General features: G+C 65.9%; 21 protein-coding genes. 13 read left to right on the top strand and 8 right to left on the bottom strand.

The genetic code is table 11. The features are described 5' to 3' along the window. Window positions 1-184: 184 nt before the first annotated feature. The 8 genes from EOD43_RS12865 (at window position 185) to queA (ending at window position 6,552) form a co-directional block, all read left to right on the top strand. Window positions 185-1,051 carry a UDP-2,3-diacylglucosamine diphosphatase gene (locus EOD43_RS12865; protein ID WP_127744250.1) on the top strand — a complete coding sequence of 289 codons (867 nt, stop codon included), beginning with the start codon at window positions 185-187 and terminating at the stop codon, window positions 1,049-1,051. A gap of 11 nt (window positions 1,052-1,062) precedes the next feature. Beyond that, a complete protein-coding gene (locus tag EOD43_RS12860; protein ID WP_127744249.1) occupies window positions 1,063-2,088 on the top strand; it encodes a glycosyltransferase family 4 protein in 1,026 nt (341 codons plus the stop codon). A gap of 116 nt (window positions 2,089-2,204) precedes the next feature. Continuing rightward, entirely contained in the window at window positions 2,205-2,888 is a 684-nt protein-coding gene (locus EOD43_RS12855) for a DUF1013 domain-containing protein (protein ID WP_127744248.1), read from the top strand. A 164-nt stretch (window positions 2,889-3,052) separates the two neighbouring features. After that, the gene (locus tag EOD43_RS12850; protein ID WP_127744247.1) at window positions 3,053-3,292 is read left to right on the top strand and encodes an exodeoxyribonuclease VII small subunit; all 240 of its coding nucleotides are present in this window, start codon (window positions 3,053-3,055) and stop codon (window positions 3,290-3,292) included. 4 nt (window positions 3,293-3,296) lie between these two features. After that, a complete protein-coding gene (locus EOD43_RS12845) occupies window positions 3,297-4,187 on the top strand; it encodes a polyprenyl synthetase family protein (protein WP_127744246.1) in 891 nt (296 codons plus the stop codon). 18 nt (window positions 4,188-4,205) lie between these two features. Continuing rightward, window positions 4,206-4,706, top strand: a complete 501-nt coding sequence (gene coaD / locus EOD43_RS12840) for a pantetheine-phosphate adenylyltransferase (RefSeq protein WP_127744245.1) — start codon at window positions 4,206-4,208, stop codon at window positions 4,704-4,706. A 106-nt stretch (window positions 4,707-4,812) separates the two neighbouring features. Continuing rightward, entirely contained in the window at window positions 4,813-5,505 is a 693-nt protein-coding gene (locus EOD43_RS12835) for a peptidylprolyl isomerase (protein WP_420822454.1), read from the top strand. Between the two features lie 18 nt (window positions 5,506-5,523). Beyond that, window positions 5,524-6,552 (top strand): tRNA preQ1(34) S-adenosylmethionine ribosyltransferase-isomerase QueA, encoded by a 1,029-nt coding sequence (gene queA, locus EOD43_RS12830; protein WP_127744243.1) that lies wholly within the window; start codon window positions 5,524-5,526, stop codon window positions 6,550-6,552. Here the strand turns inward: queA and EOD43_RS12825 are convergent. Further along, a complete protein-coding gene (locus EOD43_RS12825; RefSeq protein ID WP_127744242.1) occupies window positions 6,549-6,962 on the bottom strand; it encodes a hypothetical protein in 414 nt (137 codons plus the stop codon). The two genes, queA and EOD43_RS12825, sit on opposite strands and share 4 nt — an antisense overlap. Beyond that, a complete protein-coding gene (locus tag EOD43_RS12820) occupies window positions 6,959-7,714 on the bottom strand; it encodes a TSUP family transporter (protein ID WP_127744241.1) in 756 nt (251 codons plus the stop codon). Before EOD43_RS12820 ends, EOD43_RS12825 begins: the two co-directional genes overlap by 4 nt. 85 nt (window positions 7,715-7,799) lie before the next feature. Here EOD43_RS12820 and EOD43_RS12815 point away from each other — a divergent pair, with 85 nt between their 5' ends. Together EOD43_RS12815 and tgt are read left to right on the top strand one after the other, a co-directional pair. Then, the gene (locus EOD43_RS12815; RefSeq protein WP_164857222.1) at window positions 7,800-8,288 is read left to right on the top strand and encodes a GNAT family N-acetyltransferase; all 489 of its coding nucleotides are present in this window, start codon (window positions 7,800-7,802) and stop codon (window positions 8,286-8,288) included. Then, on the top strand, window positions 8,285-9,445 hold the full coding sequence (tgt, locus tag EOD43_RS12810) for a tRNA guanosine(34) transglycosylase Tgt (protein WP_420822442.1): 1,161 nt from the start codon (window positions 8,285-8,287) through the stop codon (window positions 9,443-9,445). Before EOD43_RS12815 ends, tgt begins: the two co-directional genes overlap by 4 nt. 69 nt (window positions 9,446-9,514) lie before the next feature. Here tgt and EOD43_RS12805 read toward each other — a convergent pair whose 3' ends face one another. The 3 genes from EOD43_RS12805 to EOD43_RS12795 are packed head-to-tail and all read right to left on the bottom strand — an operon-like array spanning window position 9,515 to window position 12,173. Beyond that, window positions 9,515-11,119, bottom strand: a complete 1,605-nt coding sequence (locus tag EOD43_RS12805) for a GMC family oxidoreductase (protein ID WP_206363522.1) — start codon at window positions 11,117-11,119, stop codon at window positions 9,515-9,517. Next, window positions 11,119-11,436 carry a DsrE family protein gene (locus EOD43_RS12800; RefSeq protein ID WP_127744239.1) on the bottom strand — a complete coding sequence of 106 codons (318 nt, stop codon included), beginning with the start codon at window positions 11,434-11,436 and terminating at the stop codon, window positions 11,119-11,121. Before EOD43_RS12800 ends, EOD43_RS12805 begins: the two co-directional genes overlap by 1 nt. Beyond that, a complete protein-coding gene (locus tag EOD43_RS12795; protein ID WP_127744238.1) occupies window positions 11,424-12,173 on the bottom strand; it encodes a HesA/MoeB/ThiF family protein in 750 nt (249 codons plus the stop codon). The genes EOD43_RS12800 and EOD43_RS12795 overlap by 13 nt, the downstream gene beginning before the upstream one ends. Before the next feature lie 65 nt (window positions 12,174-12,238). Between EOD43_RS12795 and dxs the strand changes: the two genes are divergently transcribed. The 3 genes from dxs to EOD43_RS12780 all read left to right on the top strand — a co-directional run bounded on the left by dxs (window position 12,239) and on the right by EOD43_RS12780 (window position 15,077). After that, complete coding sequence (dxs, locus tag EOD43_RS12790) at window positions 12,239-14,158, top strand: 1-deoxy-D-xylulose-5-phosphate synthase (RefSeq protein ID WP_127744237.1); 1,920 nt, start codon at window positions 12,239-12,241, stop codon at window positions 14,156-14,158. 199 nt (window positions 14,159-14,357) lie between these two features. After that, on the top strand, window positions 14,358-14,858 hold the full coding sequence (locus tag EOD43_RS12785; RefSeq protein ID WP_127744236.1) for a cupin domain-containing protein: 501 nt from the start codon (window positions 14,358-14,360) through the stop codon (window positions 14,856-14,858). A 39-nt stretch (window positions 14,859-14,897) separates the two neighbouring features. Beyond that, a complete protein-coding gene (locus tag EOD43_RS12780) occupies window positions 14,898-15,077 on the top strand; it encodes an oxidoreductase-like domain-containing protein (RefSeq protein WP_206363521.1) in 180 nt (59 codons plus the stop codon). Here the strand turns inward: EOD43_RS12780 and EOD43_RS12775 are convergent, their stop codons facing one another. From EOD43_RS12775 to EOD43_RS12765, 3 genes are read right to left on the bottom strand one after another with little or no spacing between them, the layout of a single operon-like run. Continuing rightward, entirely contained in the window at window positions 15,078-15,365 is a 288-nt protein-coding gene (locus EOD43_RS12775) for a FliO/MopB family protein (RefSeq protein WP_127744234.1), read from the bottom strand. Window positions 15,366-15,401: 36 nt separating this feature from the next. Then, entirely contained in the window at window positions 15,402-15,725 is a 324-nt protein-coding gene (gene fliN / locus EOD43_RS12770) for a flagellar motor switch protein FliN (RefSeq protein WP_127744233.1), read from the bottom strand. Next, window positions 15,722-16,708 carry a flagellar motor switch protein FliM gene (locus tag EOD43_RS12765; protein ID WP_127744232.1) on the bottom strand — a complete coding sequence of 329 codons (987 nt, stop codon included), beginning with the start codon at window positions 16,706-16,708 and terminating at the stop codon, window positions 15,722-15,724. The genes fliN and EOD43_RS12765 overlap by 4 nt, the downstream gene beginning before the upstream one ends. Between the last annotated feature and the right edge of the window lie 55 nt (window positions 16,709-16,763).

The raw sequence follows: 16,763 nt of genomic DNA, 5'->3' as shown, positions 1-16,763 counted from the left end.
TTCCCCTGTTTCGGATCGATGACCTAACCGGCCGTGAAAAGCGCGCCAAATCAACTGTCGGATCAGCCTCACAAACTCAGCTTATCTGTGGATTGTCACAAAGCGGCAATCGAGCCTTGTCCGGTCTGTAACATGGATCAGCGATAGGCTCGGAGCGTCAACTGGATGGCAGGAGACGCCGACGATGAACGCGCTCACCCGTATCACCGCCGACATGCCCGTCGAGCCCTCCGTTCCGGAGCGCGAGGGGCAGCGTCGCCGCTATCGCACGATCTGGGTTTCGGACATCCACCTGGGCACGCGCGGCTGCAATGCCGACATGCTGATCGATTTCCTGGATTCGACCGACAGCGAGACGATGTATCTGGTCGGCGACATCATTGACGGCTGGCGCCTGCGCCGTAGCTGGTACTGGCCCGCCGCGCATAACGACATCGTGTGGCGCGTGATGAAGCGCGCCAAGCGCGGCACCCGCGTCGTCTTCATCCCCGGCAACCATGACGAGATGTTCCGCCAGTTCACCGGTATGACCTTCGGTGGGATCGAGATCCGCCGCCAGGCGATCCACACCACCGCCGACGGCCGCCGCCTGATGGTGACGCATGGCGACGAGTTCGACACGGTGGTGATGTGCCACCGCTGGCTCGCCTTCCTGGGCGACTATGCCTACGAAACACTGATGACGCTGAACGTCGGGCTCAACTGGATCCGGCAGAAGATGGGCCTGCCGTACTGGTCGCTGAGCAAGCACGCCAAGCAGAAGGTCAAGAACGCGGTCGAGTTCATCTCGCGCTACGAAGAGGCTGTTGCGCACGAAGCGCAGTCGCGCGGCGTGGACGGGGTCGTGTGCGGCCACATCCACACCGCCGAGATCCGCCCCTTCGGCGATGTCCTCTATTATAATGACGGCGACTGGGTCGAAGGCTGCACCGCTTTGGTCGAGCATTTCGATGGCCGGATGGAAATCCTCCACTGGGCTGACGAGATGGCGGCGCGCAAGCTGGCCGAGGCCGAAGCCGCCGTGGTCCCGCTCCACGCCGTCGCGGCCTGAGGGACGGCGCCATGCGGATCGCGATCTGCACCGACGCCTGGAGCCCGCAGGTCAACGGGGTCGTCCGCACGTTACAGTCGGTCTCGCGCGAACTGCGCGACATGGGGCATGAGGTTCACGTCATCGCCCCCGATCAGTTCCGGTCGATCCCGTGCCCCGGCTATGCCGAAATCCGGCTGGCGATGACCAATCATGTCGCGGTCGGCCGCAAGCTCGACGCAATCGATCCGGATGCGATCCACATCGCCACTGAAGGGCCGATCGGGCTGGCCGCGCGGCGTTACTGCCTGAGCCGCGGCATCCCCTTCACCACCGCCTATCACACCCAGTTTCCCGATTATCTGGCGAAGCGTACCCACATGCCGGCCGACTGGTTCTGGGCCTATATCCGCTGGTTCCACGCGCCGTCGTCGGCGATCATGGTGTCGACCCCGTCGATCGCGCAGGAATTGCGCAGCCGTGGCCTGCCGCACAGCACGCGCTGGGGCCGGGGCGTCGATCTGAACCTGTTCGGAGCCGACATTGCTTCGCATCCGGCCTTTGCGGCGATGAAGGGGCCGATCCAGCTCTACGTCGGCCGCGTCGCGATCGAGAAGAATCTCGAAGCCTATCTGTCGCTCGATACGCCGGGCACCAAGGTCGTTGTCGGGGACGGGCCGGCGCGGGCGGGGCTGGAGAAGAAGTTTCCGGATGCCGTTTTCCTCGGCGCGCTGTCGGGTGCGGCGCTCGCTTCGGCTTATGCGGGGGCGGACGTGTTCGTCTTCCCCAGCCGCACCGACACGTTCGGGCTGGTGATGATCGAGGCGCTGGCCTGCGGCACGCCGGTCGCGGCCTACCCCGTGCCGGGTCCGGTCGATGTGCTGCACCCCGACAGTTCGGCGATCGACGCCGATCTGGGCGCGGCGGTCGCGGCGGCGCTGACCAAAGATCGCGCGAAGGCGGCGGCTTATGGCGCGACCTTCGGCTGGCGGCGCAGCGCCGAACAGTTTCTGGGCGCGCTGCACCCGATCCGCGCGGTGGAGCGGGCAGCGGCTTAACTCGCCAAGAACAAATCGAAGAACTTGCCCTAGTCGCGGGCCTTCATTACATCGGTCGCCACGCGTCGGCCGCTCCGTGAAGGGGCGGCCCTTTTATTTTCTGGAAGAGGACCATCATGGCCCAGCCGCTCATGCCCCATGCCACCGCATCGTGGCTGGTCGACAATACCGCGCTCAGCTTCGAGCAGATCGCCGCCTTCTGTGGGCTCCACATTCTGGAAGTCCAGGCGATCGCCGACGATACCGCCGCGACCAAGCTGACCGGCCGTGATCCCGTCCGCGCGGGCGAACTGCTGATGAGCGAGATCGAGAAGGGCCAGAAGGACTCGAACTATCGCCTCGTCATGCAGAAGGGCCCTGAACAGGTCCGCCGCACCAAGGGGCCGCGCTACACGCCCGTTTCGAAGCGTCAGGACAAGCCCGACGGCATCGCCTGGATCCTGCGCAATCATCCCGAAGTTTCGGACGGCCAGATTTCCAAGCTGATCGGCACCACGCGCACCACCATCGCTGCGCTGCGCGACCGGACCCACTGGAACATCGCGAACATCACGCCGAAGGACCCGGTGACCCTGGGTCTCTGCTCGCAGCGTGAACTCGACGCGCTCGTCGCCAAGGCCGCCAAGGCCGCCGGCATCGAGGCCCCGGTCGACACCCGCCTCGACGGCGATCGCGAAGCCCTGATCGAACAGCTCCGCGCCGAGCGCGATGCGGCCGCGAACGTCGCCGAAACCACGCTGACCGACGAAGCCGCCGCTCTGTTCGGTGAGCCGGGCTTCAAGGATCCGTTCAAGAAGTAAGCGGAGGAGGGGCCAGCCCCCTCTGCTCGTCACCCCGGGCTTGACCCGGGGTCCCGCTTCTTTCTCCGCCGTTGCAAAGGCAGCGGGACCCCGGATCAAGTCCGGGGTGACGGATCGGGTGAGACGGCCTTGACCCTTAATCCCATGAAGCCCAATAGCCGCGCATGACCGAAACCACGCCCGAGCTCTCGTTCGAAGACGCCCTCAAGCGGCTGGAGGCGATCGTCCGCCGGCTGGAGACGGGCGAGGTGCCGCTGAACGAGTCGATCGATCTGTATGCCGAGGGCGATGCGCTGCGCCGCCAGTGCGAGGAACGGCTGCGCGCGGCGCAGGCGCGGATCGAGAAGATCAGCCTGGGCAGCGACGGCAAGCCTGCGGGAACGGCGCCCTTCGACGCGGGCTGATCCGATGTCGGACATCCTCAACCTCGAAATGGCGGCGGTCGCGCGCGAGATCGACGCGCGCTTCGATGCGCTGCTCGCGGTGCCTGACGATGGGCGCGGTCGCCTTTACGAGGCGATGCGTCATGCCGCGATCGGCGGGGGCAAGCGGCTGCGCCCGCTGCTCGTCTGCGCGGCGGCGGACCTGTTCGCTGTCGATCGCGATTGCGCGCTGCGTGTCGGCACCGCGATCGAGGCGATCCATTGCTATAGCCTGATCCACGACGATCTGCCGTCGATGGACGATGACGATCTGCGCCGCGGCAAGCCCACCGTCCACAAGGCGTTTGACGAGGCGACCGCGATCCTGGCGGGCGACGGCTTTCAATCGCTGGCGTTCGAAATCCTGGCCGATGAGGAGACGCATAGCGATCCCTTCGTCCGCGCCGAACTCGTCCTGGGCCTCGCGCGCGCATCGGGGGCGGCGGGCATGGTCGGCGGGCAGGCGCTCGATATCGCCGCACCCGAAAGCGCGCAGGATGAAAAGAGCGTCACCCGGCTCCAGCATCTCAAGACCGGCGCGCTGATCGCCTTCTCGGTCGAGGCTGGCGCGATCCTGGGGCGGATGGCGCCCGAAGGCCGCGCCAAGCTGCGCTCCTTCGCGCAGGATGTCGGCCTGGCCTTTCAGATCGCGGACGACCTGCTCGATGCCGAGGGGGATGCGGATACCGTCGGCAAGGCCGTGGGCAAGGATGCGGATGCCGGCAAGGCGACCTTCCTGTCGCTGCTGGGGCCGGATCGCGCGCGCGCGCAGGCCGCCATGCTCGTCGATCAGGCGCTGGCGCGTCTCAACAGTTACGGTGCCGAGGCCGATCTGCTACGCGCGATTGCGGCCTATTCGATCAGCCGCAGTCACTGAAGGGGAGAGCAGCGACCTATGCGTATCGGCGTATATCCGGGCACTTTCGATCCGATCACGCTCGGCCATATGGACATCATTCAGCGCGGGGCGAAGCTGGTCGATCGGCTCGTCGTCGGCGTCACCACCAATGCGTCCAAATCGCCGATGTTTTCGCTCGACGAGCGGCTCGACATGGTCCGTCGCGAAACCGCGCATCTGGGTGATGCGATCCAGGTGGTCGCGTTCGATTCGCTGCTGATGAAGTTCGCCGAGGATATGGACGCTTCGATCATCGTGCGCGGCCTGCGCGCCGTCGCGGACTTCGAATATGAATATCAGATGGCCGGCATGAACCAGCAGCTGAACGATCGTGTCGAGACCGTCTTCCTGATGGCCGACGTCGCTTTGCAGCCGATCGCGTCGAAGCTGGTCAAGGAGATCGCGATCTATGGCGGCGCGATCCACAAGTTCGTTACCCCGGCCGTCGAACAGGATGTGATCGCGCGTGTCGACAAGCTGGGCCGGAAAGGGCAATGACGCGGTTCAGCCTCGGGCAACTTGCCGTTCGGTAAAGCCCGCCTGCTGCGCGTTGGGAGATTGAGTGAAGATGTCGTCGAAGTTCGTCGCTCTGCTGGCCGGGTTGATGATGGCCGGAAGCGCCCATGCGCAGGTGATCGCGCCGTCGCCGGTCGTCCCGCCCGTCACGCCGCAGAACGTGCTGGTGCTCCAGCTGTCGGTCGGCGGGCCGATCCGCATCCAGCTGCGCCCCGATATCGCGCCCGGTTCGGTCGAGCGGATCAAGACTTTGGTGCGCCGCCATTTCTATGACGGCCTGACCTTCCACCGCGTGATCGACGGCTTCATGGCGCAGGGCGGCGATCCCAAGGGCACGGGTGAGGGCGGTTCGGACCTTCCCGACCTGAAGGCTGAGTTCAACGATCTGCCGCACGTTCGCGGCACCGTCTCGCTCGCGCGCACGAACGAGCCGAACACGGCGAACAGCCAGTTCTTCATCATGCTGATGCCCAATCTGGGCCTCGATCACAATTACACCGCCTTCGGCCGTGTGATCGAAGGCATGTCCTATGCTGACTCGATCGAGAAGGGCGAGCCGCCGGCGAACCCGACCAAGATCGTCCACGCATCGATCGAGTCGGACGATCTCGGCCAGCCGGCCGAGACGCCCGAGTCCATCGCCGCTTCCAAGCCGCCCGAAGCGCCTGCGCCGACCAAGCTCACCAAGAAGGAGCGCAAGGAAATGGAGCGCAATATCGAGGCGAACAAGACGTCCGACGCGGTCTCGAAGATGTCGGGTCCGGGCGGCCAGCAGCAGTAAGCAGGAGGTTTCGGCGCAATGCGCGTCGACCTGTTCGATTTCGATCTGCCGCCTGAAAATATCGCGTTGCGCCCCGCGTCACCGCGCGACAGCGCGCGCATGCTGCTGGTCGAAGGCGGTGAGGGGCTTTCTGATCATCGCGTGAGCGATCTGCCGTCGCTGCTGCGTGCTGGCGATTGCCTGGTCTTCAACGATACGCGCGTCATCCCGGCCCAGCTCGAAGGGCTGCGCGGCGAGGCGAAGGTGGGCGCGACGCTCCACAAGCGCGAAGGGCTGCGCCAGTGGCGCGCTTTCGTTCGCAACGCCAAGCGCGTGCGTACCGGTGACCGGATCGATTTCGGCGCGGGCGTCACCGCGATCGCGGCCGATCGGGGCGATGACGGATCGATCCTGCTCGATTTCGAAGGCGACGAGCCGGTCGAACTGCTGCTCGAACGCGCGGGCACGATGCCGCTGCCGCCTTACATCGCCTCGAAGCGCGCGACCGACGAACGTGATCGCGACGATTATCAGACGATGTTCGCGAAGGAGAAGGGCGCCGTCGCGGCCCCCACCGCCGCGCTCCACTTCACGCCGGGGCTGATGGCAGCACTGGCCGACGCCGGGATCGGCACCGAGACGCTGACCCTCCACGTCGGCGCGGGCACCTTCCTGCCGGTGAAGGCCGACGACACCGACGACCACAAGATGCACGCCGAATGGGGCCGCATCGATCCCGCCACCGCCGACCGCCTCAACGCAGTGCGCGCTTCTGGCGGCCGCGTAATCGCCGTCGGCACCACCAGCCTGCGCCTGATCGAAAGTGCGGCGGGTGCGGACGGCCTGATCCGCCCCTTCGACGGCGACACCGCCATCTTCATCACCCCCGGCTACCGCTTCCGCGGGATCGACGGCCTGATGACCAACTTCCACCTGCCCAAGTCGACGCTGTTCATGCTGGTGTCCGCGCTGATGGGGCGCGAGCGGATGCAGGCGGCCTACGCTCATGCGATCACGGGCGGGTATCGCTTCTACAGTTACGGGGATTCGAGCCTGCTGCTGCCTTAGAACAGGCTGTGCAGGAACGTCGCGGCTTCATCGGTAAGGCCGACGATCTTGTTGGTGGCCTGTCGGTATAGCTTGAAGTTCAGCTCGGTTCCCGGCCGTCCGTCGGACCAGAGTTTGAAATCACGCAGCTCGGTGCGGCCCAAAGGACGGCGTGCGCGACTCAGGCGTTCGATACCGATCGATATGCGCGGGGTCTGGCGATCCAGGCCCGGTTTGCGGGGCGTCGGCTCCACAAATGTCACGGCGCCCTTCGCGAACAGGCCGCGTCCGCCTTCATTCTCGCTGGCGAACAGGAATATCTCGTCGCCGACCGCGATCGTCTTGCCACCATACATCGTCTTCTGATCGTGAAAATCATGGGTGGCGGCGTCCAGGTCGCCAACCGCCGCCTTGATTGCGAAAGCCCTCAATGCAGCGCGTTCCAGATCAGCCGTGCGGTTAGGCACAGGCAGATCGTCACCAGCACCGGGCGGATCACCTTTGCGCCGAAGCGCATTGCGGTGTGGCTGCCCGTATAGGCGCCGGCGATCGAGCCGACGGCCATGCACAGGCCGAGCGATACGATGATCTGCCCGCTGAACGCGAAGATGCCCAGCGCGCCGAGGTTGCTGGCGAAGTTGAACGCCTTGGTGTGCGCGGTCGCGCGCGTCAGGCCGAAGCCGCGCAGCGAGACGAGGCTGGTCGCGAAGAAGCTGCCCGTGCCCGGCCCGAAGAAGCCGTCGTAAAAGCCGATCGCGCCGCCCACCGGCGCATAGCCGACCGCGCTGATCCGGTGGTGGACATCATCGTCGGTCATCCGGGGCGAGAAGATCACATAGGCGACCACCGCGATCAGCAGGATCGGCACCAGCAGGTTGAGCGCCTCCGTATCGATCATCTGCACCACGACCGCGCCGACGCCCGAGAGGATCAGGATGATCAGCACCGTCGGCCAATAGGTGCGCCAGTCGATCAGGCCCTTGCGGCTGAAATTCCAGCAGGCGGTGCCAGACGAAAAGCTCGACTGCAGCTTGTTCGTCGCGAGCATCGCGATCGGCGGCACTCCGGCGGAGAGCATCGCAGGCACGGTCAGCAGCCCGCCGCCGCCCGCAATCGCATCGATGAAGCCGGCAAGGAACGCGACGGCGGTGAGAATGGCGTAGGTTTCGGGCCCGAAATGCATGGGTCGATTGGTGGCGGAGCCGCGAACGGGGCGCAAGCCTTGGCATCGGCATCGGCGCACATATATCGCAGGAAAGGGGGACGTCATGACCAGTTCTGCGATCATCCGCACCTTCCAGCCCGGCGACATGGGCCATATCGCCGGCGCGCAGGCCGCGCTCTATGCGGAGGGCTATGGCTGGGGCCGCCCACTCGAGATCCTGATCCTGGAGACCGTCGCCCAATTCCTGCGCGATTATGCGCAAGGCCGCGACCAGTGTTTCGTGGCGGAGATGAACGGGCGCGTCGTGGGGTCGTGCTTCGTCACCGATGATGGGGATGGGCGGGCGCGGCTGCGGCTCGTTTATGTCGATGCGGCGGCGCGCGGGCAGGGGCTGGGGCAGCGCCTCGTCGCCGAATGTGTGGATTTCGCCAGGGGAGCGGGCTATCGCGCCGTCTGGCTCTGGACGCATGCGGTGCTGGAAAGCGCGCGCCGCATCTATGCCGGGGCAGGCTTCCGCTGCATCGAGCGCTTTACGCATGACGAGTTCGGCGTCGAGGTGAACAGCGAGAATTGGGAATTGATCCTAGAGTGACCACAACGACCGTGACCGCACCCCGTTTCGACTTCCAGATCGCCGCGACCGACGGCAAAGCGCGCACCGGCACAATCCGGATGAAGCGCGGCGACATCCGCACGCCCGCCTTCATGCCGGTCGGCACCGCCGCCACCGTCAAGGCGATGAAGCCGACGGATGTCCGCGCGACCGGCGCCGACATCATCCTGGGCAACACCTATCACCTGATGCTGCGTCCGGGCGCCGAGCGGGTCGCGCGGCTGGGTGGCCTGCACAAGTTCATGCGCTGGGATCGACCGATCCTGACCGACAGCGGCGGCTATCAGGTGATGAGCCTGTCCGCGCTCACCAAGCGTAGCGAGGAGGGCGTGGCCTTCGCCAGCCATCTCGACGGTTCGCGCCACATGCTGAGCCCGGAACGATCGATGGAGATCCAGCGACTGCTGGGTTCGGACATCGTGATGGCGTTCGACGAATTGGTGCCGACCACGTCGACCCGCGAGGTGCAGGCGGCGGCGATGGAGCGGTCGATGCGCTGGGCGCGTCGATCGCGCGAGGGCTTCGATAGCGGCGGCGCGCATGCCGAGGGCGCGGCTTTGTTCGGGATCCAGCAGGGGGCACTGGACGAGGGGCTGCGCAAAAGTTCGGCCGATGCGCTGCTCGATATCGGGTTCGACGGCTATGCGGTCGGCGGCCTCGCTGTGGGTGAGGGGCAGGAGGCGATGTTCGCCTGCCTCGATTATGCGCCGGGGCAGCTCGATCCGGCCAAGCCGCGCTACCTGATGGGCGTCGGCAAGCCCGACGACATCGTCGGCGCGGTCGAACGCGGGATCGACATGTTCGATTGCGTCTTGCCGACGCGATCGGGTCGGAACGGACAGGCTTTCACGCGCAACGGCCCGATCAATATCCGCAACGCCAAGCAGGCTGAGGATCAGGGGCCGATCGACCCAAGCTGCGCCTGCCCGGTCTGCGGCCAGTTCAGCCGCGCCTATCTCCACCACCTCAACCGCTCGGGCGAAATCCTCGGCGCGATGCTGATGACCGAGCATAATATCTGGTTCTATCAGGCGCTGATGGCCGACCTGCGCAGCGCGATCGGCGAGGGACGGCTGACCGCCTTCGCGACGGCGTGGCGGGCGGATTACTACGCCAACTCGTCATTGCGAGCGTAGCGAAGCAATCCATTCCGCAGTTCGGAGTGGATTGCCGCGTCGCCTTCGGCTCCTCGCAATGACGAGGGTTTAGCTTGCGCGCCGATCCGCGCGGACCATCTCGGCGCCCTTGTCGGCGATCATGATCGTGGGGGTGTTGGTGTTGCCCGATGTGATCGTCGGCATCACCGAGGCATCGATGACGCGAAGCCCGTCGAGGCCGATGACGCGGAGACGTTCGTCGACCACTTTGCCCATCGCGGCGGTGCCGACGGGGTGGAAGATCGTGGTGCCGATATCGCCTGCGGCCTTCACCAGCGCGGCCTGATCGTCGCCGACCGAGGGGCCGGGTAGTATCTCGTCGGGGGCGAAAAGCTGCATCGTCGGTTGCGCCATAAGGCGGCGGGTGACGCGGATCGCATCGGCGGCGACGGCGCGATCCTCCTCGGTTGAAAGATAGTTGGGCGCGATTGTCGGTTTGTCGGCCGGATCGGGCGAGCGCAGGCGGATTTCGCCGCGTGAGGTGGGGCGCAGGTTGCACGCCGAAAGGGTGATCGCCGGAAAGCGGTGGAGCGGATCGCCGAACTTGTCGAGCGATAGCGGCTGGATGTGAAACTCCAGGTTCGCGCGATCCTGATCGGCGGAGGAGCGGGTGAAGATACCCAGCTGGCTCGGCGCCATCGTCAGCGGCCCCCGGCGGCGTAGCGCGTAATCGAGGCCGATCAGCGCACGGCCGAACAGCGAATGATAGGTGGTGTTGAGCGTCTTCGCGCCGGTCACGCGGTAGATCGCGCGCTGCTGCAGATGATCCTGCAGGTTGCGGCCAATGCCCTGGCTGTCGGCGATGACGGGGATGTCGTGCCCGGAGAGCCATTCGGCGGGGCCGACGCCCGACAATTGGAGCAGATGCGGGGAGCCGACCGCGCCCGCGCAGAGGATGACCTCGCCGCACGTCGTCGCCTCCATGATCTGGCTGTTCTGGCGATAGCGGATGCCGGTGGCGCGCTTGTCATCGAACAGGATGCGTTCGACATGGACGCCGGTTTCGACGCGCAGGTTCGGGCGCTTGAGAACGGGTTTCAGGAAGGCGCGCGCCGCCGAGACGCGCAGGCCGCGCCGCTGGTTGACGTGGAAATAGCCGACGCCCTCATTGTCGCCCCGGTTGAAATCGTCGGTCGCGGGCACGCCCATTTCGATCGTAGCCCGCGCGACGGCATCGAGGATCGACCAGCGCAGCCGCGGTTCCTCGACCCGCCACTCGCCGTCGGCGCCATGATGGTCGCATGCGCCCCGGAAATGGCTGTCGAGCCGGCGGAAGACCGGGCGAACATCGTCCCAGCCCCAGCCGGCCAGCCCCAGATCGCGCCATCCGTCATAATCGGCGGCCTGCCCGCGCATTGAGATCATTGCGTTGATCGCCGAGGAGCCACCCAGCACCTTGCCGCGCGGATATTTGAGCGCGCGGCCGTTGAGGCCGGCTTCGGCCTCCGTCTCGAACATCCAGTCGGCGCGCGGATTGCCGATCGCGAAGAGATAGCCGGCGGGGATGTGGAACCAGATCCAGTCGTCCTTCCCGCCCGCTTCGAGCAGGAGGACGCGGATCGAAGGATCGGCCGACAGGCGGTTTGCGACCACGCACCCGGCCGAACCCGCGCCGACGATGATATAATCGTAGGTGCCGTCGAGGGCGTCCATCAGAAGACGACGAGCCGCCCGCCGCCGGTCAGCACGCCGACCGGCCCGTCGACGTCGAAACGGCCGGGCGATGCATCGCCAAGACCCGTCTGGCACAGCGTGATCCGCACGCCCAGTTCGACCGCATCGTCGATCGCCTGCGCGATGCTCGGCAGGCCGGGGGCGGGGGGCGTCGTATCGGGTGACAGGAGCAGGCGCACTGCCGGCGCATGCGCGTGCAGCCGCGTCTCATCTCCGATTGCGGCGGAGGCTGCGGCGAAGCTGAGCGCGGCGTGGAGGCGCTCGGGGTCGGAGCCGGCGACGATCAATGTGAGCATCGGCACCCCGGATCCTTGGGCACGGTGATCGTGCGGAAACGGAAGGCAAGCGCGTCGATCAGCAGCAGCTTGCCCGCCGGATCGTCACCGAAGCCGGTGATGACGCGCACCGCTTCCATCGCGGCGAGGCTGCCCAGCACCCCGGTCAGCGCGCCCAGCACGCCCTGATCGGCGCAGCTGATGTCGGGGCGGTCGGGATCGTCGCCGACAAGGCAGCGATAACAGGGCTTGTCGGCTTCATATCCGCGCCACACCGAAAGCTGTCCATCGAACTGCCCGACCGCCGCTGAGACGAGCGGGATGCACAGCGCGGTCGCGGTATCGGAGACGATCAGCCGGGTCGTGAAATTGTCGCAGCCGTCGACGATTATGTTGGCCCCGCTGAGCAGATGGGCGGCGTTGCCCGCGTCGATCCGCACCGGCCGTGCATCGATCGTCACGTCCGGGTTCGCCGCCGCCGCGCGCTCTGCCGCGACCTCGACCTTGGGGCGCCCGACATCGGCTGTCGCGAACAGGGTCTGGCGCTGCAGATTCGAGAGCGACACGACATCGTCGTCGATCAGCCGGATCGTGCCGACGCCCGCCGCGACCAGATATTGGAGCGCGGGCGATCCGATCCCGCCTGCGCCGATCATCGCCACCGTGGCGCGCGCCAGCGCCGTCTGCCCGGCGCCGCCAATCTCCTTCAGGATGATGTGGCGCGCATATCGATCGAGCTGTTCGTCTGTAAAGGACATGCCTGTGCGCTTAGCCGAAAAGGATTGCCCTACCAACGCCAGCCATATCGTATTAAGGCGTCGCGATGAGTGACCGTCCCGCGACTCCGCTTCTCGATCAGGCGCGTACCCCGCAAGAATTGCGCAAACTGAACCCCGGCCAGCTTCGCCAGTTGGCCGATGAGTTGCGCGCGGAGATGATTTCCGCGGTTTCGACGACGGGTGGGCACCTTGGCGCGGGCCTCGGCGTGGTCGAACTGACCGCCGCGCTCCATTATGTTTTCGATACGCCGAACGACGTTTTGATCTGGGACGTCGGCCATCAGGCCTATCCGCACAAAATTCTCACCGGCCGGCGCGATCGCATCCGCACGCTGCGGCAGGGCGGGGGGCTCAGCGGCTTCACCAAGCGCAGCGAGAGCGAATATGATCCGTTCGGGGCGGCGCACAGCTCGACCTCGATCTCGGCCGCTTTGGGCTTCGCTGTCGCCAACAAGCTGGCGAACAAGCCGGGCCGCGCGATCGCGGTGATCGGCGACGGTGCGATGTCGGCGGGCATGGCCTATGAGGCGATGAACAACGCCAAGCAGGCGGGCAACCGCCTGATCGTGGTCCTGAACGACAATGACATGTCGATCGCGCCGCCGGTGGGGGCGCTGTCGGCCTATCTGGCGAAGATCGTGTCGTCGCGCCCGTTCCTGTCGATGCGCGAGTTCGCCAAGCGGCTGGCGCAGAAATTCCCACGGCCGATCCACGATGCGGCCAAGCGGATGGACGAATATGCGCGCGGCATGGCGACCGGCGGCACGTTGTTCGAGGAACTGGGCTTCTATTATGTCGGCCCGGTCGACGGCCATAATCTCGATCATCTGCTGCCGATCCTGGAAAATGTCCGCGACAGCGATCACGGGCCTGTGCTGATCCATGTCGTGACGCAGAAGGGCAAGGGCTATGCCCCGGCCGAGGCCGCGTCCGACAAATATCATGGCGTCCAGAAGTTCGACGTCGTCACCGGCGCGCAGGTGAAGGCGCCGCCGGGGCCGCCCGCTTATCAGAACGTTTTCGGCGATGCGCTGATCCGCGAGGCCGAGCGCGATTCGACGATCTGCGCGATCACCGCCGCAATGCCGAGCGGCACGGGCGTCGATCGCTTTGCCAAGGCTTTCCCCGATCGCACCTTCGACGTGGGTATCGCCGAACAGCATGCCGTGACCTTCGCCGCCGGCCTCGCTGCGCAGGGTATGCGCCCGTTCTGCGCGATCTATTCGACCTTCCTGCAGCGCGCTTATGACCAGGTGGTCCACGACGTCGCGATCCAGAACCTGCCGGTCCGCTTCGCGATCGACCGCGCGGGGCTGGTGGGCGCCGACGGATCGACCCATGCGGGAAGCTTCGATATCACCTATCTCGCGACCCTGCCGAACATGGTCGTGATGGCTGCGGCGGACGAGGCCGAACTCGTCCACATGACGCACACGGCGGCGATGCACGACAGCGGGCCGATCGCGGTCCGCTATCCGCGCGGCGGCGGCACGGGCGCAGCGATCCCCGAAGTTCCGCAGCAGCTTCCGATCGGCAAGGGCCGCATCGTCAAGGAAGGCAAGAGCGTCGCGATCCTGTCGCTGGGCACGCGTCTCGAGGAAGCGATGAAGGCGGCAGAGCAGCTTGAAGCGCTGGGCCTGTCGACCACGGTCGCCGACCTCCGTTTTGCCAAGCCGCTCGACGAGGCGATGATCGAGAAGCTGCTGACCTCGCACGAGGTGGCCGTGACGGTCGAGGAGGGCGCGATCGGCGGCCTTGGCGCGCATGTACTGACCTTCGCGTCGGATCATGGCCTGATCGACAATGGCCTCAAGCTGCGCACGCTGCGCCTGCCCGACGTCTTTCAGGACCACGACAAGCCCGAGAAGCAATATGCCGAGGCGGGGCTGGACGCGGAATCGATCGTCGGCACGGTGCTGGCGGCGCTCCACCGCAACAATGCGGGACTCCCGGCGCGGGCCTGATGTTCTAAATCCTCCCCCGGAGGGGGAGGGGGACCGCGAAGCGGTGGAGGGGTATTCTCCACAAGCACGACGGCCTGTTGCCGGCCAATACCTCTCCACCGTCTTCGACGGTCCCCCTCTCCCTCCGGGAGAGGATTTTCGATGCGCTTTCCGAAAAGCACGCTAGCCTCCCTCCCAAACAAAGGAGAGGAGCAGGGATATGGGCGTGCGGCGCGTGGTTTCGGGGCAGGATGCCTCGGGCAAGTCGATCATCGTCAGTGACGAGGTGATCGATCCGGTGGGCCTGACCGTGCCGATCTGGCGCGAGGACGAGACCGCCAGCTTCCCGCGCGACGGATCGCTCCCGCCGGTCAGCCGCTTCTTCCCGGGGCCGGGCGGCAGCCGCTTCATCATCATGACTTTTCCGGCCGCGGGGCAGGATATCCCGCATTCGAAGCCCGGCGAGATCGATGCGAAGGTCGGCACCGGCATCGGCGACGTGATGGAGCCGGGCAGCGACGGTTTCCACACCACCGACACAATCGATTATGAGGTGGTGCTGTCGGGCGAAATCTCGATCGAGCTGGATAACGGCATCGTCAAGCATCTGAAGGCGGGGGACTGCTTCATCCAGAACGGGACGCGCCATCGCTGGTTCAATCTGGGCGATGTGCCCGCGGTGGTCGCGGTGGTGCTGGTCGGCGGGCATCCGCGCACCTAGGTCTTCACAGTGCGGCGGCGCGGTGCCAGAGCCTTGTGCGTGACCGAACCGCCCGCACCCCCGCGTCGACCCGATATCGAGAATTGCTGCGGGCGCGGCTGCGAGCCGTGCATCTTCGATTATTACAACGCCGCGCTGGAGCGGTGGGAGGGGAAGATGCGCGCGCTGGGGCTGGAGCCGCCCGCGATCGAACGGGCGATCCCGGGACGGCGGCGTTAGTTAGATTTCGTCGGGCAGCACGAACAGGCCGTCGGCCGGCGCTTCGGCGAGCTTTTCGATCTTGCCGCGCGAGATCGAGACGAGGATCTGCTTGTTGGCGAATTCGATCACCGCGATCCGGCCGGTTGCGCCCATCGGGATCGCATCGACCACTTTGATCGCGCGCTGGCGGTTGCCGCCGATCGCCATGCCGGGCTGCATCCGGCGCCACAGCCACAGCGATCCATAAGCCAGCGCCGCCACCAGCGGCACCAGGATCAGCAGCTTCAGGACATATTCGAAAATCATCTCGCGCCCGTCATTTGACCGGCGCGAGGAAAGGACTCACGACCGGCGTTCGATACCCGACAGCCGCGCATCGGCGGCGACCACGTCGACCACCCTTATTCCGAACTTTCCGTTGACTGTCACTACCTCGCCCTTGGCGACCAGCGTGCCGTTGACGAGGATGTCGAGCAGTTCGTTGGCCTGGCGATCGAGTTCGACGACGCTGCCGGCGCTCAGATCCATCAGGTCGGCAAGGCGCATCGACGTGCTGCCCACCTCGACCGAGAGGCGCAGCGGAATGTCCTGCAGCAGCCGATAATTGGCGCGGTCGGCCAGCTCGATGCCGGCGGCGACACTGGGAACATCGGACATATCGGTCATTTCAGCAGGCCTTTTCCAATATCTTCGATCATCATGGCGACGCGCCCTTCCTGCTCGCCGATCGTGCCTTCCCCGAAGCGGCGATTGCCGACGAGGAGGGGGACCGAATTGGCGAGCTTGATCGGGATGACATCGCCGGGCTTGAGCGCCATCAGCTGCGCTACGGTGATTTCAGGCCGCGCCAGCACCGAGCGGACGGGCAGGGTGACGTTCTGGAGCGCGGATTCGAGCTTGCCGCGCCATTCCTGATCGTCCTCTTCGGGATCTTCATGGACGCGCGCTGTCAGTTCCGCCTCGATCGGCTGGAGCGCCGCGAGCGGATAGAGGATTTCGATCCGGGTCGAGCGCGACATGCCGGGCTTCAGCGAGAAGCTCTGGACGACCACCGCCTCGTCGCCGCGCATCATGCTGGCGAAAGCAGGGTTGGTTTCGCGGCCCGCGGGCTTGAATTCGATCGGATAAAGTTCGGCCCAGGTGCGGGTCAGCACGTCCGTGATCGCGCCCACGATGCGGGTGAGCAGGCGCTCCTCCGAGGGTGTGAACTCGTCAGACTTGTGCGTCAGGCCGTTGCCGGTGCCGCCGTAGAAGGTGTCGACCATGTTGCTGATGAACGCGGGTTCGATAGCGATCATCATATTGCCCTTCATCGGGCGCAGGCGGAACATGTTCAGCGCCATATAATCGGGCTGATTGCGCTGCCATTCCTCGAAACGGCGGCATTCGAGCGGATCGGCCTCGACGCGGGTGCGGGCCTGGGCGATCGGTTCGATCACGTCGCGCAGACGGCGGGCGAGCTTCTCGTTCATCCGCTCGACCAGCGAGAGATCGGCGTGGGGGCGTTCCTTCGCGCCGGCGAGCGGGAAGGACGAGGGCGCGCCGCGATCGACCGGCGCTTCAGGCGTCGGATCGATCGAGATGTCGCTCAATTCGTCCATCAGCGCGGCGACTTCGTCACCCGAGAGGCTGTTGCTGGCGCGAGTCATAATGGTGAGGGGATGCCCTGCCTGAGTCGTCTTGTCGGACTCACCTCTACCCGAG

Origin of the sequence: Sphingomonas crocodyli (assembly GCF_004005865.1) — a bacterium.
Lineage (GTDB): Bacteria > Pseudomonadota > Alphaproteobacteria > Sphingomonadales > Sphingomonadaceae > Rhizorhabdus > Rhizorhabdus crocodyli.
The sequence above is the reverse complement of the archived record's forward strand: the minus strand, read 5'-3'. Positions and strand labels throughout refer to the sequence as shown.